Annotated in this window: 22 protein-coding genes and 1 other RNA gene; 8 read left to right on the top strand and 15 right to left on the bottom strand. The window is 60.5% G+C overall.

The annotated features are described in order from the left end of the window. Nucleotide 1 precedes the first annotated feature (1 nt). The 14 genes from ftsW to AC1D35_RS00155 all read right to left on the bottom strand — a co-directional run bounded on the left by ftsW (nt 2) and on the right by AC1D35_RS00155 (nt 14,824). The gene (gene ftsW, locus AC1D35_RS00220; RefSeq protein WP_113300103.1) at nt 2-1,156 is read right to left on the bottom strand and encodes a putative lipid II flippase FtsW; all 1,155 of its coding nucleotides are present in this window, start codon (nt 1,154-1,156) and stop codon (nt 2-4) included. A gap of 1 nt (nt 1,157) precedes the next feature. Further along, nucleotides 1,158-2,570, bottom strand: a complete 1,413-nt coding sequence (gene murD / locus AC1D35_RS00215) for a UDP-N-acetylmuramoyl-L-alanine--D-glutamate ligase (RefSeq protein ID WP_113308066.1) — start codon at nt 2,568-2,570, stop codon at nt 1,158-1,160. 7 nt (nt 2,571-2,577) lie between these two features. After that, nucleotides 2,578-3,678, bottom strand: coding sequence for a phospho-N-acetylmuramoyl-pentapeptide-transferase (gene mraY / locus AC1D35_RS00210; RefSeq protein ID WP_113300101.1), 1,101 nt, complete (start codon nt 3,676-3,678; stop codon nt 2,578-2,580). A gap of 20 nt (nt 3,679-3,698) precedes the next feature. After that, nucleotides 3,699-5,132 (bottom strand): UDP-N-acetylmuramoylalanyl-D-glutamyl-2,6-diaminopimelate--D-alanyl-D-alanine ligase, encoded by a 1,434-nt coding sequence (locus tag AC1D35_RS00205; RefSeq protein ID WP_113300100.1) that lies wholly within the window; start codon nt 5,130-5,132, stop codon nt 3,699-3,701. After that, nucleotides 5,129-6,589 carry a UDP-N-acetylmuramoyl-L-alanyl-D-glutamate--2,6-diaminopimelate ligase gene (locus AC1D35_RS00200; RefSeq protein WP_113308065.1) on the bottom strand — a complete coding sequence of 487 codons (1,461 nt, stop codon included), beginning with the start codon at nt 6,587-6,589 and terminating at the stop codon, nt 5,129-5,131. The genes AC1D35_RS00205 and AC1D35_RS00200 overlap by 4 nt, the downstream gene beginning before the upstream one ends. Before the next feature lie 64 nt (nt 6,590-6,653). Next, nucleotides 6,654-8,402: a peptidoglycan D,D-transpeptidase FtsI family protein gene (locus AC1D35_RS00195; RefSeq protein WP_113300098.1), complete on the bottom strand. Its 1,749-nt coding sequence runs from the start codon at nt 8,400-8,402 to the stop codon at nt 6,654-6,656. Further along, nucleotides 8,402-8,857 carry a cell division protein FtsL gene (ftsL, locus tag AC1D35_RS00190; protein WP_113308064.1) on the bottom strand — a complete coding sequence of 152 codons (456 nt, stop codon included), beginning with the start codon at nt 8,855-8,857 and terminating at the stop codon, nt 8,402-8,404. The genes AC1D35_RS00195 and ftsL overlap by 1 nt, the downstream gene beginning before the upstream one ends. A gap of 1 nt (nt 8,858) precedes the next feature. Further along, a complete protein-coding gene (rsmH, locus tag AC1D35_RS00185) occupies nt 8,859-9,884 on the bottom strand; it encodes a 16S rRNA (cytosine(1402)-N(4))-methyltransferase RsmH (RefSeq protein WP_113308063.1) in 1,026 nt (341 codons plus the stop codon). 17 nt (nt 9,885-9,901) lie between these two features. Beyond that, nucleotides 9,902-10,339 carry a division/cell wall cluster transcriptional repressor MraZ gene (gene mraZ, locus AC1D35_RS00180; RefSeq protein ID WP_113300170.1) on the bottom strand — a complete coding sequence of 146 codons (438 nt, stop codon included), beginning with the start codon at nt 10,337-10,339 and terminating at the stop codon, nt 9,902-9,904. A gap of 431 nt (nt 10,340-10,770) precedes the next feature. After that, an RNA gene (gene rnpB / locus AC1D35_RS00175) (RNase P RNA component class A) lies at nt 10,771-11,164 on the bottom strand. Between the two features lie 57 nt (nt 11,165-11,221). Then, nucleotides 11,222-12,397: an NAD(P)/FAD-dependent oxidoreductase gene (locus AC1D35_RS00170; RefSeq protein WP_477938149.1), complete on the bottom strand. Its 1,176-nt coding sequence runs from the start codon at nt 12,395-12,397 to the stop codon at nt 11,222-11,224. Nucleotides 12,398-12,478: 81 nt separating this feature from the next. Then, nucleotides 12,479-13,096 (bottom strand): lytic transglycosylase domain-containing protein, encoded by a 618-nt coding sequence (locus AC1D35_RS00165; RefSeq protein WP_113300094.1) that lies wholly within the window; start codon nt 13,094-13,096, stop codon nt 12,479-12,481. A 262-nt stretch (nt 13,097-13,358) separates the two neighbouring features. Beyond that, a complete protein-coding gene (locus tag AC1D35_RS00160) occupies nt 13,359-14,120 on the bottom strand; it encodes an N-acetylmuramoyl-L-alanine amidase (RefSeq protein WP_113308061.1) in 762 nt (253 codons plus the stop codon). Further along, entirely contained in the window at nt 14,117-14,824 is a 708-nt protein-coding gene (locus tag AC1D35_RS00155) for a J domain-containing protein (RefSeq protein WP_113300092.1), read from the bottom strand. Before AC1D35_RS00155 ends, AC1D35_RS00160 begins: the two co-directional genes overlap by 4 nt. Before the next feature lie 470 nt (nt 14,825-15,294). Here AC1D35_RS00155 and AC1D35_RS00150 point away from each other — a divergent pair, with 470 nt between their 5' ends. The 3 genes from AC1D35_RS00150 (at nt 15,295) to AC1D35_RS00140 (ending at nt 18,283) form a co-directional block, all read left to right on the top strand. Then, nucleotides 15,295-16,506 carry a pyrophosphate--fructose-6-phosphate 1-phosphotransferase gene (locus tag AC1D35_RS00150; protein ID WP_113308060.1) on the top strand — a complete coding sequence of 404 codons (1,212 nt, stop codon included), beginning with the start codon at nt 15,295-15,297 and terminating at the stop codon, nt 16,504-16,506. 58 nt (nt 16,507-16,564) lie between these two features. Continuing rightward, the gene (locus AC1D35_RS00145; protein ID WP_113300090.1) at nt 16,565-17,200 is read left to right on the top strand and encodes a LysE family translocator; all 636 of its coding nucleotides are present in this window, start codon (nt 16,565-16,567) and stop codon (nt 17,198-17,200) included. 114 nt (nt 17,201-17,314) lie between these two features. Beyond that, a complete protein-coding gene (locus AC1D35_RS00140; protein ID WP_113300089.1) occupies nt 17,315-18,283 on the top strand; it encodes a transglycosylase SLT domain-containing protein in 969 nt (322 codons plus the stop codon). 37 nt (nt 18,284-18,320) lie between these two features. Here AC1D35_RS00140 and AC1D35_RS00135 read toward each other — a convergent pair whose 3' ends face one another. Beyond that, nucleotides 18,321-19,715 (bottom strand): serine hydrolase domain-containing protein, encoded by a 1,395-nt coding sequence (locus AC1D35_RS00135; protein ID WP_477938148.1) that lies wholly within the window; start codon nt 19,713-19,715, stop codon nt 18,321-18,323. A 196-nt stretch (nt 19,716-19,911) separates the two neighbouring features. Between AC1D35_RS00135 and AC1D35_RS00130 the strand changes: the two genes are divergently transcribed. From AC1D35_RS00130 to AC1D35_RS00110, 5 genes are all read left to right on the top strand, one after another. After that, nucleotides 19,912-21,156 carry a BtaA family protein gene (locus AC1D35_RS00130; RefSeq protein WP_477938147.1) on the top strand — a complete coding sequence of 415 codons (1,245 nt, stop codon included), beginning with the start codon at nt 19,912-19,914 and terminating at the stop codon, nt 21,154-21,156. Nucleotides 21,157-21,170: 14 nt separating this feature from the next. Further along, nucleotides 21,171-21,824 (top strand): class I SAM-dependent methyltransferase, encoded by a 654-nt coding sequence (locus AC1D35_RS00125; RefSeq protein WP_477852485.1) that lies wholly within the window; start codon nt 21,171-21,173, stop codon nt 21,822-21,824. Nucleotides 21,825-21,944: 120 nt separating this feature from the next. After that, complete coding sequence (locus tag AC1D35_RS00120; protein ID WP_113308056.1) at nt 21,945-22,742, top strand: glycoside hydrolase family 25 protein; 798 nt, start codon at nt 21,945-21,947, stop codon at nt 22,740-22,742. Between the two features lie 83 nt (nt 22,743-22,825). Further along, nucleotides 22,826-24,052, top strand: a complete 1,227-nt coding sequence (locus AC1D35_RS00115) for a lytic murein transglycosylase (protein ID WP_113308096.1) — start codon at nt 22,826-22,828, stop codon at nt 24,050-24,052. Between the two features lie 96 nt (nt 24,053-24,148). Then, nucleotides 24,149-25,054 carry a DMT family transporter gene (locus tag AC1D35_RS00110; protein WP_113308055.1) on the top strand — a complete coding sequence of 302 codons (906 nt, stop codon included), beginning with the start codon at nt 24,149-24,151 and terminating at the stop codon, nt 25,052-25,054. Nucleotides 25,055-25,109: the final 55 nt, after the last annotated feature.

Raw genomic sequence — 25,109 nt, 5'->3', positions numbered from 1 at the left:
CCTACTCCGCCGGCATGCCGTGCGGCACGCGGAAGAGGCTCCGGTCCTGCGCACGTTTTTCCGGGCGATGGCGCGTCAGCGCCAGAATGAAGCCGGCCGTCACGCAGATCGCCACCATCGACGAACCGCCGTAGGAAATAAGCGGCAGCGTCATGCCCTTGGCCGGCAGCAGTTCGAGATTGACGCCGATATTGATGATCGACTGGATGCCCATCTGCAGCACGAGGCCGGCGACGGCAAAACGGTTGAAGTCGTTGCGTTCGCGATAGGCATGCGACAACCCGCGCAGCACCAGAACGGTGAAGATGGCGACGAGCGCGATACAGAAGACGATGCCGAATTCCTCGGCTGCAACCGAGAAGATGAAGTCGGTATGGGCGTCTGGAATGATGCGTTTGACGATGCCTTCGCCCGGCCCTTGCCCGAACCAGTCACCGCGGATGATCGCCTCGCGGGCGGTATCGATCTGAAACGTGTCGCCCTCGCCGGTCAGGAACTTGTCTATTCGGCCCGCCACGTGCGGGAAGACGTAATAGGCGCTCACCAGACCACCCGCACCACCGGCACCGAGCACGATGATCCAGAGCCACGGCATGCCGGCCATGAAGAACATGCCGCCCCAGACGGCCGTCGTCAGGATGGTCTGGCCAAGGTCCGGCTGTGCGACGAGAAGGGCAGCGACAATGCCGAACAGGATGATGGCAAAGAGGTTGCCTGGAATTTCCGGCTGGCGCGCATGTTCGGCAAAGAGCCAGGCGCAGACCACGACGAAGGCCGGCTTCATGAATTCCGACGGCTGGATCGAAACACCCGCAAGCGTGACCCAGCGGCGGGAACCCTTGACCTCGATGCCGAAGAACAACGCCAGCAGCATCATGGCAAGTGCCACGATCAGCAGGATGATTGCGGTGCGCCGTACCTGGCGCGGCGTCAGGAAGGAAAGGCCGAGCATAACGCCGATCGACGGGATCATGAAGGCCGCGTGGCGCTTTACGAAGTGGAAGGGCTCCAGGCCGATACGCTCGGCGACCGCCGGCGAGGCAGCAAACGAGAGCATGAAGCCGATGCCCATCAGGAACAGGAACAAGGCCAGGAAAAAGCGGTCGATGGTCCAGAACCAATCGGCCAATGCTCCACGTTCCGCGCGGCTCACCATGTCATTTGCCTCCTGTTGCCGAATTGATCAGCATCGTCACGCCGTCAAGGGCAGCCACATGGCCGACAAAGGCATCGCCCCTGACTTCAAAATTCTTGTATTGGTCGAAGCTTGCGCAAGCCGGGGACAACATCACGGCCAGAGGGCCGGTCTCGTCCTTTTCGGCATCGACAGCAGCATGCGCCACGGCCCGATCCAGCGTACCGGAAATTTCGTAAGGCACCGCCTCGCCGAGCGTCGCGGCAAATTCCGCCGCCGCCTCGCCGATCAGATAGGCCCTGGCGATGCGCGGGAAATAGGGTGCAAGCGTCGTGATGCCACCCGCCTTCGGCAGTCCGCCGGCAATCCAGTATATGCGATCGTAGCTCGAAAGCGCCGGTGCTGCGGCATCCGCGTTCGTCGCCTTGGAATCGTTGACGAAGACGACATTGCCGCGCCGGCCGACCGGCTGCATGCGGTGTTTCAAGCCGGGGAAGGATGCAAGACCCGCACGAATTTCCTCGGCGGAGACGCCGACAGCAAGGCAGGCTGCGACCGCCGCAGCGGCATTCTGCGCATTGTGACTGCCGCGCAGTGTCTGGATACCATCGAGATCGACAAAGGGCAGCATCGCCCCGCTTGTCGCCTGGATGAGCTTCGTGCCTTCGGCATAGATGCCGTCGGCCAGCACGTTGCGGCGGGAAATCCTGGTCACCTTCACCCCTGCCCGCTCGATGCGGTCGGCGATCAGCACGGAAAAGCTGTCATCGACGCCGACAACAGCGACATCGCTGCCGGCGACCAGCCGTTCCTTGACGTCGGCATAATGCTGCATCGTGCCATGGCGATCGAGGTGATCGGGTGTCAGGTTGAGCAGTATCCCGGCCGACGGATTGAGCGTCGGCGCAAGATCGATCTGGTAGGACGAGCATTCGACGACGAAATAGCGCTCGCTCTTCGGCGGATCGAGCGTCAGCACCGCGGTGCCGATATTGCCGCCGAGCTGCGTGTCGCGGCCGCTCGATTTCAGGATATGGGCAATCAGCGCCGTCGTGGTGGATTTGCCGTTGGTTCCGGTGATCGCGATGAAGGGGCAATCGGGAGCATGGGCCCGGCGCTCGCGAACAAAGAGTTCGACATCACCGACGATATCGACGCCGGCCGCACGCGCCAGATCCACCGTCCAGTGAGGCTTCGGATGCGTCAGCGGCACACCGGGCGAAAGCACGAAGAGCGCCTGCGCGCTCCAGTCGATTGTATGCAGGTCGGCGGTAGTGATGCCTTCGGACGCAGCCTTGGCGACGCTGTCAGGATTGTCGTCCCAGGCCGTGATCTCCGCACCGCCGGCGACAAGCGCTTTGGCGGTGGCCACACCAGAGCCGCCGAGACCGAAGAGGGCAACCTTCTTTCCTGCGAGCGTCGTGACCGGGATCATGACCGCCTCACCGCAGCTTCAGGGTGGAAAGGCCGAGCATGGCAAGGCCGACGGCAACGATCCAGAAGCGGATCACGACCTGGCTTTCTGTCCAGCCCTTCTTTTCGAAGTGATGGTGGATCGGCGCCATGAGGAAGACGCGCCGGCCTGTCATCTTGAAGAAGCCAACCTGAATGATGACCGACAGCGTCTCGATGACGAAGAGACCACCGACGATCGCCATGACGATTTCATGCTTGGTGGCAACGGCAACGGTGCCGATCGTGCCGCCGAGTGCCAGCGACCCGGTATCGCCCATGAAGATTGCAGCCGGCGGCGCGTTGAACCAGAGGAAACCGAGGCCCGCCCCGATGACGGCGCCGAGCACCACGGCAAGCTCGCCGGTACCCAGCACGAAATTGATCTGCAGATAGTTTGCAAACACGGCATTACCGGCAAGATAGGCGATGATGCCGAAGGCGGCAGCGGCAATCATGACCGGCACGATGGCAAGGCCGTCGAGACCGTCGGTGAGGTTTACCGCATTGCCGGCGCCGACGATGACGAAACCGCCGAAGACGACGAACAGGATGCCGATATTGATCAGGAAGTCCTTGAAGAAGGGGAATGCGATCGAGGAACCGAAGGTCGAGCCGGCAGGACCCGAGGCAAGCGCCGTGCGCATCATGAAATAGACGGCGATGCCGGCGATGATGAACTCGATGCCAAGGCGCGCCTTGCCCGAGAAGCCCTTGTGGCTCTGCTTGGTGACCTTGAGATAATCGTCATAGAAGCCGATGGCGCCGAAGCCCAGCGTCACCAGTAGCGTCGCCACGACATAGACGTTGGAAAGATCGGCCCAAAGCAACGATGCGCCGACGATGCCCGCGAGGATCATCAGGCCGCCCATGGTCGGTGTACCGGCCTTCTTGAAATGCGTCTGCGGTCCATCGGCACGGATCGGCTGGCCCTTGCCCTGCCGGATGCGCAGCGAATTGATGATGGCAGGCCCGAAGAGGAAGACGATAAGAGCGGAGGTGAAAAGAGCAGCACCCGCCCGGAAGGTAATGTATCTGAACAGATTCAGAAATTTGAAATATTCCGACAGTTCGACTAGCCAAATCAGCATTCAGGGCCCCTTTTACCCCATCATAGTTCGCGTTGCGTGTCTGAAACTGGCGGGTACTTGTCAAGGAGCGCGGCGACAATCTTGCCAAAACCGATCCCCAGAGAAGACTTCACCATCAACACGTCGCCAGGTGCGACCGAGTTCAATACGAATTCCAACAATTCTTCCGTCGTCTCGCGATGCTCGACTGTGACGCTGTCGGGAAGCGATTCCTTCAGCGCCACCATCTCGGGCCCCGCGAGCCAGACATGTTCGAGACCGGCCGCCAGCAGCGAACCGGCAAGGTCCGCATGGACCTGCTCGGCAAATTCGCCCATCTCCAGCATGTCGCCGAGCACGGCGATGCGGCGTCCGCGTCCGGTCGGCTCGGCCGCCGCCAGCAGCGCGATCGCCGCGCGCATGGAGGCCGGATTGGCGTTATAGCTTTCATCGATCAGCGTGAAGCTGCCATTGCCGATCGGCAGCTTGTGACGCTTGCCCCTGCCCTTTTCCGGCTTCAGGGTCGCAAGTGCCTCAATCGCCTTGTCGAGATTGGCCCCGACGATCGTCACCACGCCGAGTGCGGCCAGTGCATTTTCGGCAATGTGGCGGCCCGGCGCACCGATAGCCACTTCCTTGGTGTCGCCTCCAACAGTCATCCAGAGCGTGGAGCTTTCATCCGAGCCGTTGAATTCGGCAAGACGGAATTCCGCCTTGGCATGTTGGCCGAAGGAATGGATCCGCGTAATACCGAGCGCCTGGGCGGCCTGCTCCAGGAAATTGAACTGCTCATTGTCGCGGTTGAGAACGACATCCCCACCCGGCTCCAGACCTTCGAAGATCTCCGCTTTGGCGGCAGCGATTTCCTGGAGGTTCTGGAAATTGCCGAGATGGGCCGGTGCGATCGTCGTGATGACGGCAACATGCGGGCGGATCATCTTCACCAGCGGCCGGATTTCGTCGGGATGGTTCATGCCGACTTCGAAGACGCCGAAATAGGTATCGATTGGCATGCGCGCCAAAGTCAGCGGCACGCCCCAGTGATTGTTGAAGGATGCAACTGACGCATGCACCTTGCCCGAGGGCGACAGCACATGGCGCAACATCTCCTTGGTCGTCGTCTTGCCGACCGAACCGGTAACGGCGATGATCTTCGCCCGCGAACGCTCACGCGAAGCAAGTCCCAGACGGGCGAGCGCGGCAAGCACATCCTCGACCACGATCATCGGCACTGTCAGCCGTCCCATGGCCGGCAGGCGCGCCTCGCTGACGACCAGCAGCGACGCGCCGTTTGCCATCGCCATCGAAGCATAATCGTGACCATCCACGCGGTCGCCCTTGATCGCGAAGAAGGCTTCACCGGCGGCGATCGAGCGGCTGTCGATGGAAATGCCGGTAATGCCCTGTGGCAGCGAGCCGAACGGACGGCCCGCCATCGCAGCGATCATGTCTTCGGTGGTCCAGAGCCAGTTCATGGTACCCGCTCCTCCAAAGCCTTGCGCACTTCGGCATGATCGGAAAACGGCAGCGTGACGCTACCGACCGTCTGCCCTTCTTCATGTCCCTTGCCGGCAACGATCAGCGTATCGCCGGATTTCAGCTGCAGAACCGCCTCGCGGATCGCCTGGGCGCGGTCGCCGATCTCCGAGGCGCACTTGGCAGCCGCCATGATCTCGGCACGGATCGCGGAAGGCTCCTCCGAGCGCGGATTGTCATCGGTGACGATAACGACATCGGCCAGCCGGCAGGCGATCTCGCCCATGATCGGCCGTTTACCGCGGTCACGATCGCCGCCGCAGCCGAACACGACGATGACACGGCCAGTCGTGAACGGACGCACCGAGTTTAACACATTTTCCAGCGCATCCGGCTTATGGGCATAATCGACATAGGCAAGCGCGCCATCCTTTGTATGGCCGACCAGCTCCAGGCGGCCGGATGCGCCCTGCAGCTTTTCGAGCGCGGCCATCGCAACCTTCACCGGAACGCCTGTCGACGTGGCGAGCGCTGCGGCAACCAGCGCATTGGCAATCTGGAAATCGCCGGCAAGCGGAATATCGACCTCGAAGATCTCACCTTCCGCATGGATTTCCGCGACCTGCTTGTGACGGAAATGTTCGACGCGCTTCAGCGTCAGATATGTGCCCTTGCGCCCGACCGTGCGCACATCATGGCCCGCAGCCGTCGCCGCCTCGATCGCCTGCTCCGACCATGGATCGTCGGCGAAGATGATGGCGGGAGAACCCTTCGGCAGCACCCGGTCGAATAGATGCATCTTGGCGGCCATATAATCTTCGACCGTCGGATGATAATCCATGTGGTCGCGGCCGAGATTGGTGAAGGCGGCGGCCGCGAGCTGCACGCCGTCGAGGCGATACTGATCGAGGCCGTGGCTGGAGGCCTCCATCGACGCATGCGTGACGCCTTCATCGGCGAGTTCGGCCAGCAGCTTGTGCAGCGATATGGTATCAGGGGTTGTTAGCGAACCATATTCATTGCGCGTCGGCGAAACGACACCGGTCGTGCCGATCATCGCGGCCGCATGGCCGGCATGCGCCCAGATCTGCCTGACGAAGGAAGCAACCGAGGTCTTGCCGGCCGTACCCGTCACCGCAACCATCGTCGTCGGCTGGCGGCCATAGAAATGCGAAGCGGCAACTGAGAGGAAACGACGCGGTTCGGAAACGACCAGAACCGGGACGGAAGTCTCAACTGCATGCGATGCGATGACGACGGCAGTGCCCTTGGCAACAGCATCGGCGATGAAACCCGCGCCGTCGGCCTTGGTGCCGGCAACCGCCACGAAAGCCATGCCGGGCACGATCTTGCGGCTGTCGGAAGACAGGCCGGAAATCTCCAGCGCGCCGGCCGGCCCTTCGAGTTCAGCTTTGAGTTCCGGAAACGCATTTCCGGCAAGATCCCGCAATTTCATCGACTGCACTTTTCTGATTCAGGTCGACCGCCCCTTACGAATCGACACCGACATTGATTCACACTCAATAAGACACCAACAAGGCCGAGCCGTCTTCGCCGAATTCCGGTTCGACACCGAGGATGGGTGCCGCACGGCGCACGATGTTCTTGACCATGGGTGCTGCCGTATAGGCAGCGATGCGCTGATGCTGCTCGCCATCAAGCGGCTCGTCGCAGAAGGTCAGCACCACATAGCGCGGATTGTCGATCGGAAAAGCGGCAAGGAAAGCATTGAAATTCAAGTTGCTGGCATAGCGGCCGTTGACGACCTTGTCGGCCGTACCGGTCTTGCCGCCGACATTGAAGCCCGGCACGTCGGCGTTGCGGCCGGAGCCTTTTTTGCCGTTGAGCTTGAAGAGATAGCGAATATCGTCACTCGTGCTCTTCTTGACGACGACCTCGGCCGCTTCATCGGCCTGCTCGCGGCTGCGCGGCAGAAAAGTCGGCTCGATCAACTTGCCGCCATTGATGAGAGCGGCACCGGCAACCGCCGTCTGCAGCGGCGTCGTGGCGACACCATGGCCGAAGGAGATCGTGATAGAGTTGATCTTCTTCCAGACGCGCGGCTGGCTCGGCATCTTCACCTCGGGCAGTTCGGTCTGCATTCGGGTGAGCAAGCCGAGGCGCGTCAGATAGTCCTTCTGCAGGTCCATACCGACGATATCGATCATTTTCGCCGTACCGATATTCGAGGAATATTCGAAGATTTCCGGAACCGTCAGCCAGCGGCGCTGGCCGTGGAAGTCGTGAATGGTAAAACCACCGATGCGGATCGGGTTAGTGGCGTCGAAACTGTCCTTCAGAGAAACCTTGCCGCTGTCGATCGCCATAGCGGTCGTAAAGGTCTTGAAGGTCGAACCCATCTCGAACGTGCCGTTCGACATGCGGTTCAACCAGCCGTCCTTGGAGCCCTCCTGCGGGTTGTTCGGATCGAAATCCGGCGCAGACGCCATGGCAAGCACTTCGCCGGTATGGGCATCGAGCACGACGGCCCCGGCGCCCTTGGCCTTGTAGTTGACGACGGCATTGGCAACGACATCGCGCACGATCGCCTGCACCCGCACATCGATCGAAAGGCGCACCGGCTCCAGCGACTGGTTGCTCGTCATGCCGACCGAGGCAAGATCGGCAAGCCCCTGATCGTCTATGTATTTCTCCATGCCGGCAACGCCGCGGTTGTCGATATTGACGTAGCCGAGAATATGCGCGGCCGTCGCGCCGCCCGGATAGAAGCGGCGCTTTTCAGGGCGAAAGCCAACACCGGGAATGCCGAGCGCCAGGATCTGGCTCTGCTGCTTCGGCGTCAGCTGACGGCGCAGCCAGGCGAAATGCGAGGTGCGGCTGGAGAGCTTCTTATAAGTGTCCTTGACATCGAGATCCGAAAGCACCGTCTGCAGCTTCTCGACGGCTTCGTCGGTATCGACGATCTTGTTCGGCTCGGCAAACAGCGAAACGGTGCGGATATCTGTCGCCAGCACTTCGCCGTTGCGGTCGATAATATCGGGGCGCGACGCCATCAGCCGATCGGGCGGCAGGATGGACGAGACCGATTCCGGCTCTTTCATCGCATATTCGACCATACGGCCGCCGATGATGGCGTAGACGGCGGTGAAGCCGATGATGAGCAGGCCGACGCGGCTCTTGGCCTGCCCCGCCTTGCGCTTGCGCGAACCTTCGATCGCCATGCCAGAGGGGGCACCGAAACGGTTATAGACGCCGGCGGAAAAGTGCGCCTGGCTTTTCAGAACCATGATGCGGGAAAGAAAGGACATTACTCCACCGCTCCCGTTTCGATGTCATCCGGCTCTTCAGCTTCGCGCGGCGCCCGCATCGGGATCGGTTGGACCTTGGCTGCAGCAATCGACTTGGCGCCAGCCTTGACGGCCCCAACCTTGGCGTCCCCGGCCTTGGCTTCAGTAACATCAGGTTGAGGAACCTGCGATTTCAGCATCGGAAGCTCGCGCGCATGGGCAAGCGCGGTCGAATCCGTCGGCTGCAGCTGCAGCTCGCCATTATAGGTCGTGACCAGACGCTCAAGCCGGTTCGGCTGCGATTGCAGCGCCCAGTCGGCCTTCAGCAGATCGATCGTGTCCTTTTCCAGTTTGATCTCCGCTTCAAGGCGGTGAACCTCCTCGAGCTTCAGCTCGGCGCGGTGCTTGATCGTATAGGTGACGGCGGCTGCCGCCGTCATGATGCCGATGAGTACAAGATCGAACGTTCTCAGCATATCAAGCTCCAAGCTTTCCGAGGCTGGCAAGATTGGGGAATCCGAAGAGCGACATGTCTTCGGATTCAGCGGGAGCGGTAGTACGCTGGCCGGCGCGCAGCTTGGCGGAACGAGCGCGCGGATTGGCCTGAGCTTCTTCTTCGCTGGCAGAAACCATCGACTTGCCGACAGGCTCGAAGGTCGCGGCTCGCTCATGCGCAACAGGCAGATGGCGGGAACCCGCTGCCTTGCCGGCACGATCGGAGAAGAATTTCTTGACGATGCGGTCTTCCAGCGAATGGAAGGTGACGACGACGAGGCGACCGCCTGGCTTCAGCGCCCGCTCAGCGGCAAACAGCGCCTGCGCGAGCTCGCCGAGTTCGTCATTGACGAAGATACGCAGCGCCTGGAAGACGCGCGTCGCAGGATGGATCTTGTCTTTCATCTTGCGCGGCGTCACCAGCTCGATCAGGCCGGCGAGATCGCGCGTCGTCTCGAAGGGCTTTTCGACGCGGCGCTTTTCGATGGCATGGGCAATGCGCGGCGCCTGGCTCTCTTCGCCGAGATAATGGAAGATGCGGATGAGATCGGCCACTTTGGCGCGATTGACGACATCGGCGGCAGAAACGCCCGCGGCCGACATACGCATGTCGAGCGGGCCGCTCTTCTGGAAGGAGAAGCCGCGCTCGGCCTCATCGATCTGCATGGAGGAAACGCCGATATCCAGCACCACGCCATCAAGCCCGCCATCAGGTACATGATCGGCAAGCTGCGAAAACTGCGAATGGATGAGCTTGAGATGACCGCCATGCGCCGCAACGAGCGCCTGGCCGGCCGCGATCGCCGTCGGATCGCGATCAAGCGCGATCACATCGGCACCAGCACCGAGAATGGCGGAGGTATAGCCACCCGCACCAAAGGTACCGTCGAGGATGACCTTGCCGGAAAAAGGCTCCAGCGCCGCAAGCACCTCGTCGAGAAGAACCGGAATGTGGCGAACCGGTCCGCCACCGGCTTCAGTTGAACCTCCGCCAGGATTCGCCGCCATTCCGTTCCCTCGTTCGTTCAGGAACGCTTGCCCGCCAGCTTGCGCTCCCCTCGTGCCTGCGCCTGTGCGGCCGCGAATGCTTGCGGCTGCCAGAGCTGAAAGTGATCCGCCCGACCCACGAAGGTCACTTCGTCCGAAATACCGGTGAAGTCGCGAATGAAATCCGTGACCATCAACCGCCCCTCGGCGTCGAGCTTCATGAAGACCCCGCCCCCATGAATGAGAAGCGACATCTCGTTTGCCTCCGGCGAAAACGGATCTTCCGCCGCAATCTGCCGCTCGAACCTTTCCAGAAGATCCGGGCCGCCGATGCTGATCGCCGGAAACACAAAGTCCTGAAAGCAGTAAAGCTCCTGGACGTTGCGCTGCGCCAGCACGGAACGAAACGCCGCAGGCACGGAAACCCGGCCCTTGGTGTCGATCCTGTTGGTCGCATTCGAAAGGAAGCGGCTCATGACACGAAACATCCGTTTCCGAAAGAGCCCGGAAAGCATTTTGCCGCCCGAAACCCTCAAAGTCAGGCACAGCTTCGCAAGCCGAAAGAACCAAGGCCCTCCCGACGCTTCCGATCCGGAAGGCGTCTTTGCTTTGCGATTGATGGGCAGATGATTGCCCTGATGCAGTGCGCACTTGGGATAGCATGGGACCATATGGGCGTCAATGGGATGAGCCCATTTTGAGGCGGGCGCAGTATCAAACATTTATAAGCTGTTAAGTTTAACAAAGGGTTAGGAAAGCGATTCTCAAACGCCACCTGAAGCACCCGCGGGGAACAGGAAATCCGGCCGGGCAAGATCCGTGGGACCTTGCCTCGATTTCAGTTATTTCAATGACTTGACAGGAAGAAAATCGGCCTTTGCAGCAAAGCGTATGCTGCAGGAGGTTAATCGCCAGTTGGCCTGTAAGCCGGGTTCTGTATGGCTCCGGCGAACCGGAACGTGGCAGCCATTCATCTGGGACAGCGCTTGCACGCTGCCTCACGCAACCCACCCGGATGACTGACCCAGAAACAGGCCGGAAGGCTTTCGCCAACCGCGTCATCCCTATTCGGTTTTGCTCCCGGTGGGGTTTACCGTGCCATATCCGTTGCCGGAGATGCGGTGGGCTCTTACCCCACCCTTTCACCCTTACCTGTCAAGACAGGCGGTTTGCTTTCTGTGGCACTTTCCCTGAGGTCGCCCTCGCCGGACGTTATCCGGCACCGTGTTTCCGTGGAGCCCGGACTTTCCTCACCCTACCGCCTTTCGGCATTGGTAAAGCGCGGCTGCCCGGCCAACTGGCAGGGGCTCCCTTAAACGAGGAAGCCCGCAAAAGCCAACGAAATATGGGGGACAGGCTTAACGGAAATAAGGTGCGAAATCCGTGGCGTAGCCCTGATCCTTGATTCTGCCTGCAAGAAGCAGTTCGGCCCCCAGCCTGCCGATTTCATCGGAGCTCTTGGCGGACGTTCCCATGCAGCCGGTCAGAACAGCGATATGCGGCGAGGACGTATAGCCGATCATCGGATAACGGCTCTTCGTATAGGAGACGGCGCAGGATGCGGAGGAAATGGACTGCGCCTCCAGATCCGGCACAATACGATCAACGATGCCCCTTAGATGCTCGCGCGCAACCTCGCGTCCATCCGTACGAAACCAGGCGCGCATGTCCGCATCGTTGCTCAGCACCAGATTGTCGGGATCGCCACCGATCTTCAGATAGAGCTTGCCGTCGGGATAACGGATCGGCGGCAGTAGGTAGATGTCGATGCCGGGCGCGTCGAGGATGAGCGACGGCATATCGGCAAGGCGCGGAGCATCCTCGTCCGCCACCTCGAACAGGGTCACGGTGCGGCCGTAAACCGTCATGTCAACGGATTGCCGCAAGAGATTCTGCGAAATGGAAAAACCGCCGGCCGCCAGCAGCACCTTCTCGGAGCGATAAACCCTGCCGCCCGCCGTGGTGACGACGGCCGCCCCGCCCTCCTCGCGGATGGAAGTGGCATGGTCGCGGATCACGCTCGCACCCGCCTTTCCGGCGAGCAGCGACTGCGCCTTCACGAGCTTCCGCGGGCTGATATGCCCTGCTCCCTTCGCTTCGAAAATGCCGGCACCGCCGGCAGGAAAAGCGAAATAGGGAAACCGTCGTTTCAGTTCAGCCTGATCGAAAGATGTCGTTTCGACGCCGAGCGAAACCGCGGCCTGCCTTGTACCGGCGAGGTAAGCGCTCTCGGGCGGCGCGACTGCGAGGCAGCCCACTTCCGTGTAGAAATCGACGCCGCTCTCTTTTGCGATCTCGCCATAGCGTGCGATCGAGCGATTGGCGAGCAATGCCCAGTCGCAATCGGGATCGATGGTACGCGTGATGCGGCCTTCATCGTAATGGCTGGCGAAAACGCCCTCATGCGCCTTGCGATCAGCCGGCTCGTCCGGACCGATGACGGCAACGCCATCCGTCTGGCGTGCCAGATATTTAGCGGCCGCGGCACYCATCATGCCGCGACCGATGACGATGAACCTGAAATCGACTGCCATATCACACCTCGCTAAAGGCTAGCGATAACATGGCAATCGCGCTGAATCATCCGACGTTTGCCAGAGAAAAGCGCTTCCGGCTCAGAGCATCGCAAGAACCTTGCCGCAATAAGACTTCGAGACCGGGTTCATGCGCGTGGCGCCATGGCCGGCATTGTATTTGAGGATCGTATTGCAGGTCTGCCCGCCGCCGAGATCGTGGGCGGCCGCCAGGTACTTCATGCCATACTTGATGTTGGTTTCCGGATCGAACAGGCCCTTGGCACCGCCGGAATAACCCATCATGCGGGCCGTCGCCGGCTTGATCTGCATCAGGCCGATTTCGCCATGGCTGCCGCGCGCCATCGGATTGAAATTGCTTTCAACACGGATGACAGCAGTCGCAAGAGCCACCGGCACATCATATTGATTGGCATATTTGCTAATCAATGCGGAATAGGAATTGCCGGAAACATCGGCGACGGGATAGCCACTCTGGCGCTCGACCGTCTTCAGCGGACGCTCCGTTTTCTTCTGCGCACGCTGCGCCGTCCTCTGCGGGCGTTCCTTCTTATTCACGCGCTCCGCTGTCTTCTGCGGACGCTCCACTTTCTTCACGGGCGCATCGGCTCGCACGCCCCAGTCATTCGCAAAGGCAAAGTTATTTCCCGCCAGCACCATGCCAACGCATGCTGCAGCAACAACAATCAGTTTTCTCATGTAGTCTTGATCACTCCGACCCAAAGAATTACCGGACTGCGCGCCTCGCCGTCATGGAGAATTCTGACCAAATACTGATCAGTTTTCGCAGTAATTCTTATCGTTTCACATGACGCCTCAGATTTAACTTGGGAATACCCTTAGGCGCCGCTTAGCGGAAGTTCTTAGACCATCGCAATGAGGAGATAATAGGGAAATGATGTGGCAGTCCGAATTTCGCATGCGAACATGGAAAATCGGTAATGTCGAAAATTATGAACGGTCAGGAATAACGCGGCAGCGAGGACAGCAGCCGGTGCAGCGTATCGATCGTCGAAAAATCGGCGATTCCGTCCACTCGCTCGGGGCGAAAATGCCGCTGGAAGGCTTCCACATCGCCTGCCGTCTTGTCGCTGAATTCGCCTGTGATCTCAGTGCCGTAACCATAGAGCGACAGCATGGATTGCAGCGCTTCGATAGGCTGTCCGCGGTCGCCGCGCTGGAAGAAGCGCCCGCCGGTGATGGCGGCCGGTTCCACCCAGTGGCCAACGCCGGCCTGATGCAGTTCGTGCCAAGGGAATTTCTCGCCTGGATCGACCTTGCGCACGGGGGCGACATCGGAGTGGCCGAGCACTCTTTCAGGCGCGATCGACCAACGAACGCCGCAATCGCGACATAATTCGATCACCGCAGCGACCTGCTCCCTCGGATAGTCGGGAAGCCCGCCCGGATGGCCGGCATTGGCGATCTCGATGCCGATCGACAGCGAATTGATATCCGTTTCGCCATGCCAGAAGCTCTTGCCAGCATGCCATGCGCGGTGGATCTCCTGCACGAGCTGCACGACCTCGCCGTTCGGCTGCACGAAATAATGGCTGGAAACCTGGCTTTCGTCCCGACAGAGCCAGTCAAGCGCGCCCTCGGCACTCGGCATGCCCGTATAATGCAGCAGGATCATATCGGGCTTGCGGCCATCAGCCCGTTCGCCATGGTTCGGCGAGGGCTGGACGCGCGCCTTGCCGTAGTCTGCCTCGAATGAGGTCATGCGGCGCGACGTTCCTTTTCGATCGCCGCATAGGCGTCGTTCAGCGCCGCCATACGTTCATTGGCGATCGCATGGAACTCTTCCGGCACGCCGCGCGAGATCAGCCGGTCCGGATGATGCTCGCTGACGAGCACATGGTAATGGCGGCGGATCGTCGGGAAATCATCCGCCGGCGAAACCCCGAGAATCTTGTAGGGATCGCGGCCAGCAGAGACGTGACGCGCAGCAATCTGATCGAAGCGGGCCTCGCTCATCTGGAAGATTTCGGCGACATGGCGTAGGAAATTCATTTCCTTCTCGTGGATCAGCCCATCCGCCTTGGCGATATGGAACAGACCGTCGAGCACATCTTCCAGAACCGGGCAATTGGCGGCGCAGGTCGAGCAAAGCGTGGACAGCTTTGCTGCGTAGGCCTCGTAACCCGCAACGTCCTGGCGGGCGAGATTATAGAGGCGCGCGACATTCTTCGCCTCGCTGGGAGGAAACTCGAAGATGTCGCGGAAGGCTTGCACTTCCTTCTCGCTCACAATACCGTCGGCCTTGGCCATCTTGGCAGACAGCGCAATGACGGCCACCGAAAAGGCAACCTTGCGGCGCGTCTCCGGATCGCCTTCGAAAACCGTGCGAATAGCCTCGACCACCGCGGAGAGCGCATTGCCCGCGGTATTGCCAATGGCATTCACCAGTTTTTCCCAGAAAGACATCGTAATCTTCTCGCAATGCAGCAAGTTCTAGAAGAAACACCTTGACCAAATAATCGTTGCCATTGCAAGGCGGCTATTGGTCGTAGATTTGAAAACAGTTTTCACGATTTGGTAATTGTCGCGGCAGCCGCCATCACCGACCGTGTCAGCCATTTCCCGCATTATCGGCACAACGGCCGGCGATTTCCACAACACTTATGGATAGGTCGATCGGCATTGAACCGATTATATCGGCGCTTCCCGCACCCAGCTTGCATAAAGCCGCGTTTTTCGTAAATTCTTTACTTTACAGGCCACTTTCCCTGTCGCATCCATGCGTTACCTAGAGCGTGTCGAGCAAAAGTGTGCCGCGGTTTTGCGATAACGACATGCGGAAAACGAAGGCTTAAAACGTAGCAAGCGGATCTGAAAAGAACGCAATACGCTTTAGGCTGCACGCCGTCGCGCACCAATGCGCCCAAGGAGGGATTATGGCCAAACAGAAAGTCGCAATGCTGACCGCCGGAGGCCTGGCGCCCTGCCTTTCGTCCGCCGTCGGCGGCCTTATCGAGCGCTATAGCGATGTCGCTCCCGATATCGAGCTGATCGCCTACAAGTCCGGCTATCAGGGCGTGCTGCTCGGCGACAGCGTTCAGATCAATACCCAGATGCGCGAGAAGGCGCCGCTCCTGCACCGCTATGGCGGTTCGCCGATCGGCAATAGCCGCGTCAAGCTCACCAATGCCGCCGACTGCGTGAAGCGCGGCCTCGTCAAGGAAGGCGAAAATCCGCTGCGGGTCGCCGCCGAACGCCTCGCCAATGACGGCGTCACCATCCTGCACACGATCGGCGGCGATGACACGAATACGACGGCTGCCGACCTCGCCGCCTATCTTGCGGCAAACGGTTATGACCTCACGGTCGTCGGCCTGCCGAAGACTGTAGATAACGACGTTGTGCCGATCCGCCAGTCGCTGGGCGCCTGGACGGCTGCCGAGGTCGGCGCGCACTTCTTCGACAATGTCAGCAACGAACAGACCGCCGCCCCGCGCACCCTCGTCATCCACGAGGTCATGGGCCGCCATTGCGGCTGGCTGACGGCTGCCACCGCCCGCGCCTATCTCCAGCGCACCAAAGGCAATGAATATGTCGATGGCCTGATGATGAACGAGCATATGAAGAGCACCGACGCAGTCTACCTGCCGGAAATGGCCTTCGACCTCGATGCCGAAGCCGCCCGCCTCAAGGAGATCATGGACCGCACCGGCCATGCCACGGTCTTCGTATCGGAAGGCGCCTGCCTCGACGCCATCGTCGCCGAGCGCGAAGCCGCGGGCGAGACGGTCAAGCGCGATGCTTTCGGCCATGTGAAGATCGACACGATCAATGTCGGCGCATGGTTCCAGAAGCAGTTCGCAAGCCTGCTCGACGCCGAGCGCTCGCTCGTCCAGAAATCCGGGTATTTCGCCCGGTCCGCACCGGCAAACGGCGAAGATCTGCGCCTGATCCACAGCATGGTCGACCTCGCGGTCGAAAGCGCCCTCAACAAGGTTTCGGGCGTAACCGGCCACGACGAAGCGCAGAATGGCAAGTTGCGCACAATAGAATTCCCCCGCATCAAGGGTGGTAAGCCGTTTGATCTTTCAACCGTATGGTTTGGCGAAGTAATGAACCAGATCGGGCAAAAATACAGGTCCGCATGATTGACGGATGGCTAATATGGTGTCTTTGCTGGTTCTCTAAGGAATAGGAGGAGATTCCATGTCGCTCGAAGCCTGGCTCGCTTTTGCTGCCGCGTCCGCCATCATGCTCGCCATACCGGGGCCGACCATTCTTCTGGTTGTCTCCTATGCGCTGGGTCATGGCCGGAAAACGGCGCTTGCGACCGTTTCGGGTGTGGCCCTCGGCGATTTCACCGCCATGACAGCCTCACTGTTTGGCCTCGGCGCCCTGCTTGCCGCATCGGCGACGTTGTTCACCGTGCTGAAGTGGGTCGGCGGCGCCTATCTGATATGGCTGGGAATCAAGCTCTGGCGGGCTCCGATCGTCGGCGAACACATTGCTGACAATGATAATCTGCCGGAAGAAAGGTCTCTGCAGATCTTCCTGCATGCCTATGTCGTGACGGCGCTGAACCCGAAGAGCATCGTCTTCTTCGTCGCCTTCGTGCCGCAGTTCCTCAACCCAGCCCGTCCCTTCCTCGATCAGATGCTGATCATGGAAGCGACATTCCTCGTGCTCGCCACCATCAACGCCTCCTGCTACGCCTTGGCCGCACACGCCGCCCGCGGCTTGATTCGCAAGGCCAGCGTGCAGCGCGCGGTCAACCGCTCCGGCGGCACCCTGCTGATCGCAGCAGGCGCCGTAACGGCCGGGTATCGCCGTATTGCAGCCTAGTAATATTCCGTGGTTGCTGGAAAGACACGAATAGGTTAATGCCTTCCCCCACGCTTAAGGTATTTGATAACTTTTAGACGCTGCCGGCGCGGCGTGATTCACGAAAGTGACAGAATGGTAGCGATCGGATTTTCCGGCCTGAAACGCAGTCTCGTGGTCTCGACCATGCTCTGCGGCGTCATGTCAGGATGCGCGAGCGTCGAATATACCTCTCAGGCAGAACTGACCGCCGCACAGACCGTGATTCCCATGCCGAAGCCCGGCGAAGATGCAACGCTGGCTGCCGTGCCGACCGCTGAAGGCGCAACCGGCCAGACCGTCGCCACACTCAATCCACAGGCATCGACCACAGCACCCGCCCTCACCGCAACGGCGATGCCGAATGTGGTTTCGCCCGTCCAGCAGCAGGCCGGCGATTTCGCCATGCAGGGCGGTGTCCAGCCGGTAGCCGTCAACGGCTATGCTCCCATTCCGCTGACGCCCGAGATGACGGCGATCCAGTCCGTCGTTCCGACGCCGCGGCCGGGCTCGCCTGCGAGTCCCTCGACGCAGCTCGCCTTCGCAGCCACAACGCCGCAGAACGGCGCGCTCGCGGCTCTTGCCGCTGTCGGTACTACACCGCGCTTCACCATGGATTACGGCTTCGACGAGTCCGGCCCGATCGACCCGCCGGCAGCCCCGCCGATGTTCAGCGACGACGACAGCGATGATGCGCCGACCGTCGAAAAGAGCCTCGTCAGCAAGCTCATCAGCAAATATTCCAAGCTCTATGAAATACCGGAATCACTGCTCCACCGCGTCGTTCATCGCGAGAGCCGCTACAATTCCAAGGCCTACAACAAGCGCGGCTACTTCGGTCTCATGCAGATCAAGTACAATACCGCAAAGTCGATGGGTTACGACGGCAACGCTGCCGGCCTTTTCGATGCTGAAACCAATATCAAATATGCGGGCAAATACCTGCAGGGCGCCTGGCAGGTTGCCGACAGGAAAGAAGACGATGCCGTTCGTCTCTATGCCCGCGGCTATTATTACGACGCCAAGCGCAAGGGCATGACTGACATCGCCCAAGGCAATTACTGATATCAACGACCGATACCAGACATCTCGGTGACGACGTTCAGCCGGCTTTTGCCGACTGAAGCGTATTGAGAATTTCCTTCAGCACGACCTGCGGCCTGTAGCGCAGCCAGCTCGGCGTCAATCCCATGCGGACGAAGACGAGATTGGCTGACGGCACGATCGCGACCGCCTGGCCGTCATGACCCTGCAGCCAGAACGTGTCCTGCGGCAGCCCGAACTCGGCGCTCGTGCCGCCGCCGCCCGGTCCCGCAAGCCACGCTTGGCCTTGCGTATATTTGCCGCCGGAACTTGATGTCGGCGTCCGCATCATCGCTACGAATCCCTCCGGCAGAAGCCTCTGCCCGTTCCATACGCCATCCTGCAGCAGGAATTGGCCGAAGCGCGCCCAGTCATGTCCCGTCGCATAGAGATAGGAGCTGCCGGCAAATGTGCCGCGCTCATCGGCCTCGAAAACGGCGCTCGTCATTCCGAGCGGACCGAATAGCGCATCGCGCGGATAGTCGAAGGCCGCGCGCGGATCGCCGACCTTGTTCATCCAGATGCGAGACAGGAGCAAGGCCGTGCCACTCGAATAATGGAAATCCGTGCCCGGAGCAGCCATGAGAGACGCATTCGCCGGCAGGGAAACCATATCAGGATCGAGATAGAGCATGCGCGTCACATCGGCGACGGCACCGTAATCCTCATTGAAGGCGAGCCCGCTTTCCATGCCCATCAGGTCGGAAAGCTTGATGTCGCCGCGCGTATCATTCGCCCATTGCGGCAAAAGATGTGTGTCGTCATAGGAGATCTTGCCTGACAGCATCAACCGGCCGATCAGCGCCGCGTTGACCGTCTTCGTCATCGACCAGCCGACGAGCGGCGTGCTGACGCTGAAGCCCGGCCCGTAGCTTTCAGCAATGATGTGGCCATCCTGCACGACGACCATCGCCCGCATCGCCGGCCCGGCAAGCTTGGCATCGGCCAGAAGCGCCGCGATTTTCGCATTTCCGGCCGCGGTATCGACGCCCTCGCCATCCGGCCAGACTGCGTCGTTTTCGCCCGCCCGCGGCGCCGGTACGAGCGGCGTAGCCTTGGAGGCGGCATCGAAATCACCGTCGGGCACGCTGGTGCAGCCGAAGGCGCCACGATAAAGCGCGTAGTTCGGCGCAAACAGGCCCATGAAGCGCGAGGTCACCCGCCCGGCGTCACGATCGACCTCGACGCGCATCAGCCGCAGCAGCGGGTTTCCAGGCGCCTGCACGTCGTCATAAAGCACGGCGTCGGGATCGCGGCCGGCGATGAAGACATTGGAACAGACGATCTTGGCGGCGTAGCCATTGCCCACTTTCAGAAGCTCCGGCGGGCTTAAGGAGAGCCACGCGGCTGCGCCTGTGACAGCGAGAATGACAAGCAGGCCCAAGCCCTTGACGATACGCGGAACAACTCGCATGCAATCCTCCACGGAACGGAGAGAAGCAGGAAACTTGGCTCACGGAAAGAGAGAAGCGAAAAGAAGCTCTTCAATCGACTTCAAATTTCGAGGAGGTCTTCACAGAGCTTCGCGGAAGCCTTGGCCCACAGGGCTCGTCATCAAACTGTAGCAGAGGCGCGTTACACGCCCTGAACGCTAAAAAGGTGACAGACTCATGTCGGAATTTGCACCGGATACCGGCTTCCGCAAGAACCGGAAACTCAAGGCAGCGCTTCTCCGCCACAAGGCTTTTTCCAAGGACGGCTTCTCCGAGCGACTCTTCGGCCTTCTCTTTTCCGGCCTCGTTTATCCGCAGATCTGGGAAGACCCTGATCTCGATATGCAGGCGATGGAGCTGAAGMCTAATCACCGTATCGTCACGATCGGTTCCGGTGGCTGCAACATGCTCGCCTACCTTTCCAAGGCGCCGGCTTCGATCGACGTGGTGGATCTCAATCCGCACCATATCGCGCTGAACAGGCTGAAGCTTGCCGCTTTCAAGAACCTGCCGAACCATACCGATCTCGTCCGTTTCCTGGCGATGCCGAACGAGAAATCGAACAGCCGGGTTTTCGACAGTGTCCTGTCGTCGAATCTTGATGAGACAACCCGCGCTTACTGGAACACCCGCAAGTTCGGCCGTCGTCGCGTCACCGTCTTTAATCGCAATATCTATGAAACCGGCCTGCTCGGCCGCTTCATCGGCGCCGCTCATCTGCTCGCCCGCCTGCACGGCGTGAAACTGCAGGAAATGACCAAGACCCGGTCGATCCGCGAGCAGCGCCAGTTCTTCGAAGACCAGATCGCTCCCCTCTTCGAAAAGCCCGTCGTACGCTGGATCACCAACCGCAAGAGCTCGCTCTTCGGTCTCGGCATCCCGCCACAGCAATATGACGAGCTGGCAAGCCTTGCCGCCGACAATTCCATCGCACCGGTTCTCAAGCACCGCCTCGAAAAGCTCGCCTGTCATTTCCCGATGCGCGACAACTATTTCGCCTGGCAGGCTTTCGCACGCCGCTATGCCGATGGCGAGGAAGGCCCGCTGCCGACCTATCTGAAGCCGGAGCATTACGAAGTGATCCGCGCCAATGTCGATCGTGTCAACGTCCATCACGCAAGCTTCACGGAGCTTCTGGCCGGCGAGCCCGCCGCCTCGCGCGACCGCTACATCCTGCTCGATGCACAGGACTGGATGACCGATCAGCAGCTCAACGATGTCTGGCGCGAGATCACCCGCACGGCGCGCGAAGGCGCCCGGGTGATTTTCCGCACGGCAGCCGAAAAGAGCATTATCGAAGGCCGCCTCGCCCCTGAAATTCGCGACCAGTGGCACTATTTCGAAGAGCAGTCGCGTGAGATGACCACCCAGGACCGTTCGGCGATTTACGGCGGTTTCCACATCTACGGGAAAAAGGCGTGAGCAAAGTCGACGAGATGACCGTCAAGAGCGAGGAACATGCCGACCTGATGGACGGCATGTATCGCTACCAGCGCCATTTCTACGACCTGACCCGCAAATACTATCTTCTCGGCCGCGACCGCACGATCCGCAATCTCGACGTTCCCGAGGGCGGCACGCTCTTGGAAGTCGGCTGCGGCACCGGCCGCAACATGGCCTTTGCCCACAAGCACTTCCCGACGGCGAAACTCTACGGTCTCGACATCTCCCAGGAAATGCTGATCTCGGCGCGCAAGACCTTTGCCACCAAGGCGACGATCCCTGACTTTCGCGTGGCGGACGCCACCGCCTACACGCCGCGCGAATTCGGCACTGTCGGGTTCGACCGCATCCTCATTTCCTATGCGCTTTCGATGATCCCGGATTGGGAACGCGCGGTGGATGCATCGATTGCCGCGCTCAATCCCGGCGGCGAGCTCCACATCGTCGATTTCGGCCAACAGGAAGGCCTGCCCGCCTGGTTCCGCAGCCTGCTGCAGGCCTGGCTCGCCAAATTCCATGTCACCCCACGCGCCAATCTGCGCGAGGTTCTGGAAGCGCAAGCTGCTGAAAATAACGCGAGATTGTCGTTCGAGGCGATCGGCGGCGGTTACGCCTGGCGGGCCGCGATTATCAGCAAGCGCTCATAATTCGCTTGTAAATAACCATTTTTTTACGTTGATATTAGAAAAGAGGGTTATACCCTCTGCTAGGCGCGTGTTTTCGAAGGTCAAGCTGTGGGGCAGATCCATCATCACGACGGAACATTCATGCGTCGGCTTCTGTTTTGCGTCCTGCCGCTTGCCCTGCTGCTCGCCGGTTGCAGCTCCACGGGTTACGATTATCTCGAAACCGCTTCCATAAAGCCGAAGATCCGCTTTCAGGATACCGATCCGCAGGATTTCGGCACCAAGCACCCGCAGCAAAATGCGGTCCACGGCATCGATATCTCCAAATGGCAGGGTGATATCGATTGGCAGACGGTGCGCAAATCCGGTGTCGCCTTCGCCTTCATCAAGGCAACCGAAGGCAAGGACAGGGTTGACTCGCGCTTTGACAAATACTGGCGCGAAGCAGCCGCTGCCGGCATTCCGCATGCGCCTTACCACTTCTATTACTTCTGCTCTTCCGCCGATGATCAGGCCGACTGGTTCATCCGCAACGTTCCCAGGGAATCCATGCGCCTGCCGCCGGTGCTGGATGTGGAATGGAATGCAGAATCGAAGACCTGTCGCTTGCGCCCCGACGCGGCCACGGTGCGCTCCGAAATGAAGCGTTTCATGGATCGCCTGGAAGCCTATTACGGCAAGAGGCCGATCATCTACACCTCAGTCGACTTCCACCGCGACAATCTCGACGGCTATTTCCAGGACTACCATTTCTGGGTCCGCTCGACCGCCAAACATCCCGATGTGACCTATGCCGACCGCCGCTGGGCCTTCTGGCAATATACGTCGACGGGCGTCATTCCCGGCATTCGGGGGCCGACTGATATCAATGTCTTCGCGGGCTCCGCAAAAAACTGGAACAACTGGGTTGCCGACGTTTCCAAGGATAGAAATTCTTAGTAACGTGCCCTAATCTTTCTTGCTTCCGTCACATTCATCTGTGAAGTCGGCGGAATTCTATGTCATTTTACGAGGATCGTTTCATGCACCGCTCGCTCAAAAGCTGCTCTGCACTTGCCCTTCTGTTTGCCTGCGTCCTAGCAACAGGGGCCGCCGCCCAGCAAGCGCCTGATGCGGCGGCTTCGACCCCGGCAGCACCCTGCGGCGGCGATCTCTCCACCTTCCTTCAGGGCGTCAAGAAAGAGGCGATTGCTGCGGGCGCGAGCGCCGAAGCAGCAGACCAGGCGCTGGCCGGCGCTGAGATCGACCCCAAGGTACTGAGCCGCGACCGCGCCCAGGGCGTCTTCCGCCAGACCTTCCTCGAGTTCTCGCAGCGCACCGTTAGCCAGGCTCGTCTCGATATCGGCCGCCAGAAGATGAAGCAGTATGCCGATGTCTTCGCCCGCGCCGAACAGGACTACGGCGTTCCCGCCGGCATCATCACTGCCTTCTGGGCGATGGAAACGGATTTCGGCGCTGTGCAGGGTGATTTCAACACGCGCAATGCGCTGGTGACGCTCTCGCATGACTGCCGCCGCCCGGAACTCTTCCGCCCGCAGCTGATCGCCCTCATCGAAATGGTCCAGCATGGCGATCTCGATCCGCAGACCAATACCGGCGCCTGGGCCGGAGAAATCGGCCAGGTTCAGATGCTGCCGCGCGATATCATAGCCTATGGCATGGATGGCGATGGTGACGGCCATGTGCGCCTCAAGCAGAGCAGCCCGGACGCGATCCTGACGGCCGCCAAGTTTATCCAGCATCTCGGTTTCGAGCGCGGCCAGCCCTGGCTGCAGGAAGTCACCCTGCCCGACACCCTCCCCTGGGACAAATCCGGCCTCGGCGGCACGATGACGGCAGGCGAATGGTTCAACCTCGGCGTCAAGCCGCGCGACGGCAATACCGGTTTTGCCAACCTCGAAGGCGATCTCGTGCTGCCGCAGGGCCGCCTCGGACCGGCCTTCATCGCCTACCCGAACTTCAAGATCTATCTGGAATGGAACAAGTCGTTCATCTACACAACTTCTGCCGCCTATTTCGCGACCCGCCTTTCGGGCGCCCAGACCTATCTCAAGGGTACGCCTGAACAGGGCCTTTCCAACGACCAGATGAAGCAGCTGCAGACGAAGCTGGATTCACTCGGCCACGATGTCGGCGAAATCGACGGCATCCTTGGTTCCGGCACCCGTGTCGCGATCCAGAAGGAACAGCTCCGCCTCGGTATGCCGGCTGACGGCTGGGCGACGCCGACCCTGCTCAACGCGCTCTGATCCGTCACCATTGCCTCTCGCCACCCGGCTGCATGAATCGGGTGGCGGCTCCTTGTCGATAGGATAGAACTTTCGCCTGGAGCGGGAGGAATCGGCATGGAACAGAGAATGAGCGCATTGACCTGGGGGCTCCTTGCCCTGCTTGGTCTGATCTGGGGCGGCTCCTTCTTCTTCGCGCGCATCGCTGTTTCCGAAGTGCCGCCGCTTACCCTCGTCTTCCTGCGCCTATCCATCGCGGCCCTTGCGCTTCATGTCTATATCGGCGGCCGCTTCGGCATCTATCCGCTCCTGAAGAGACGCTGGCGCGAATTCCTCGTTCTCGGCATCCTCAACAACGCCTTGCCCCATGCGCTGATCTTCTTCGGCCAGACGCGCATCGGCGCCGGCCTGGCCTCCATCCTCAACGCCACGACGCCGATCTGGACGGTGCTGATCGCCAATTATCTGACATCGGACGAGAAGCTCTCCTCGGCCAAGATCATCGGCTGCCTCACCGGCCTGCTGGGCACGGTCGTCCTCATCGGCCCGAGCGTCGCTGATGGCAGTGACCTGCCCCTCTGGGCGCTCCTTCTGCCTGTGATCGCCGCGGTCTCCTACGGATTTGCCGCCACCTACAGCAAGCGCTTCAAGGGCGTCGCGCCGCCGGTCATTGCGGCCGGCCAGATGACGGCATCCTCGCTCGTGGCCATGCCGCTATCGCTCGCCCTGGACCACCCCTGGGCGCTTGCCATGCCTTCAATCAATTCCATCGCCGCCATTCTGGCGATTGCCCTGGTGTCCACCGCCTTCGGCTATATCCTCTATTTTCGCATCATGGCGGCGGCAGGCGCCACCAATACCTCGCTGGTGACGCTGCTCGTACCGCCGAGCGCGATACTGCTCGGCCTCCTCTTCCTCGGCGAGCGGCTGGAAATGACTGACATTGCCGGCATGGCGCTGATCGGCGCTGGGCTCGTCATACTCGACGGCCGCGTCTACCGGCGCTCAGGCGCGGTAGCCTGAAAGTATTATGCTGCAGCGCGCCATTCTTCCGCCAAAAGTATGAATCGGGACTACC

This window comes from Rhizobium sp. P1_E6 (assembly GCF_056405875.1).
This window is presented reverse-complemented; position numbering and strand designations above follow the sequence as displayed.

Bases quoted from the DNA above. Each gene is read 5' to 3' on its own strand.
- AC1D35_RS00110 (WP_113308055.1), top strand. From the start codon at position 24,149: ATGGAACAGAGAATGAGCGCATTGACCTGGGGGCTCCTTGCCCTGCTT.
- AC1D35_RS00150 (WP_113308060.1), top strand. From the start codon at position 15,295: ATGGCCAAACAGAAAGTCGCAATGCTGACCGCCGGAGGCCTGGCGCCC.
- rsmH (WP_113308063.1), bottom strand. From the start codon at position 9,884: ATGGCGGCGAATCCTGGCGGAGGTTCAACTGAAGCCGGTGGCGGACCG.
- AC1D35_RS00200 (WP_113308065.1), bottom strand. From the start codon at position 6,589: ATGAAATTGCGGGATCTTGCCGGAAATGCGTTTCCGGAACTCAAAGCT.
- ftsL (WP_113308064.1), bottom strand. From the start codon at position 8,857: ATGCTGAGAACGTTCGATCTTGTACTCATCGGCATCATGACGGCGGCA.
- AC1D35_RS00160 (WP_113308061.1), bottom strand. From the start codon at position 14,120: ATGACCTCATTCGAGGCAGACTACGGCAAGGCGCGCGTCCAGCCCTCG.
- murD (WP_113308066.1), bottom strand. From the start codon at position 2,570: ATGATCCCGGTCACGACGCTCGCAGGAAAGAAGGTTGCCCTCTTCGGT.
- ftsW (WP_113300103.1), bottom strand. From the start codon at position 1,156: ATGGTGAGCCGCGCGGAACGTGGAGCATTGGCCGATTGGTTCTGGACC.
- AC1D35_RS00140 (WP_113300089.1), top strand. From the start codon at position 17,315: ATGGTAGCGATCGGATTTTCCGGCCTGAAACGCAGTCTCGTGGTCTCG.
- AC1D35_RS00205 (WP_113300100.1), bottom strand. From the start codon at position 5,132: ATGAACTGGCTCTGGACCACCGAAGACATGATCGCTGCGATGGCGGGC.
- mraZ (WP_113300170.1), bottom strand. From the start codon at position 10,339: ATGAGCCGCTTCCTTTCGAATGCGACCAACAGGATCGACACCAAGGGC.
- AC1D35_RS00125 (WP_477852485.1), top strand. From the start codon at position 21,171: ATGACCGTCAAGAGCGAGGAACATGCCGACCTGATGGACGGCATGTAT.
- AC1D35_RS00115 (WP_113308096.1), top strand. From the start codon at position 22,826: ATGCACCGCTCGCTCAAAAGCTGCTCTGCACTTGCCCTTCTGTTTGCC.
- AC1D35_RS00145 (WP_113300090.1), top strand. From the start codon at position 16,565: ATGTCGCTCGAAGCCTGGCTCGCTTTTGCTGCCGCGTCCGCCATCATG.
- AC1D35_RS00195 (WP_113300098.1), bottom strand. From the start codon at position 8,402: ATGTCCTTTCTTTCCCGCATCATGGTTCTGAAAAGCCAGGCGCACTTT.
- AC1D35_RS00155 (WP_113300092.1), bottom strand. From the start codon at position 14,824: ATGTCTTTCTGGGAAAAACTGGTGAATGCCATTGGCAATACCGCGGGC.
- AC1D35_RS00120 (WP_113308056.1), top strand. From the start codon at position 21,945: ATGCGTCGGCTTCTGTTTTGCGTCCTGCCGCTTGCCCTGCTGCTCGCC.
- AC1D35_RS00165 (WP_113300094.1), bottom strand. From the start codon at position 13,096: ATGAGAAAACTGATTGTTGTTGCTGCAGCATGCGTTGGCATGGTGCTG.
- mraY (WP_113300101.1), bottom strand. From the start codon at position 3,678: ATGCTGATTTGGCTAGTCGAACTGTCGGAATATTTCAAATTTCTGAAT.
- AC1D35_RS00135 (WP_477938148.1), bottom strand. From the start codon at position 19,715: ATGCGAGTTGTTCCGCGTATCGTCAAGGGCTTGGGCCTGCTTGTCATT.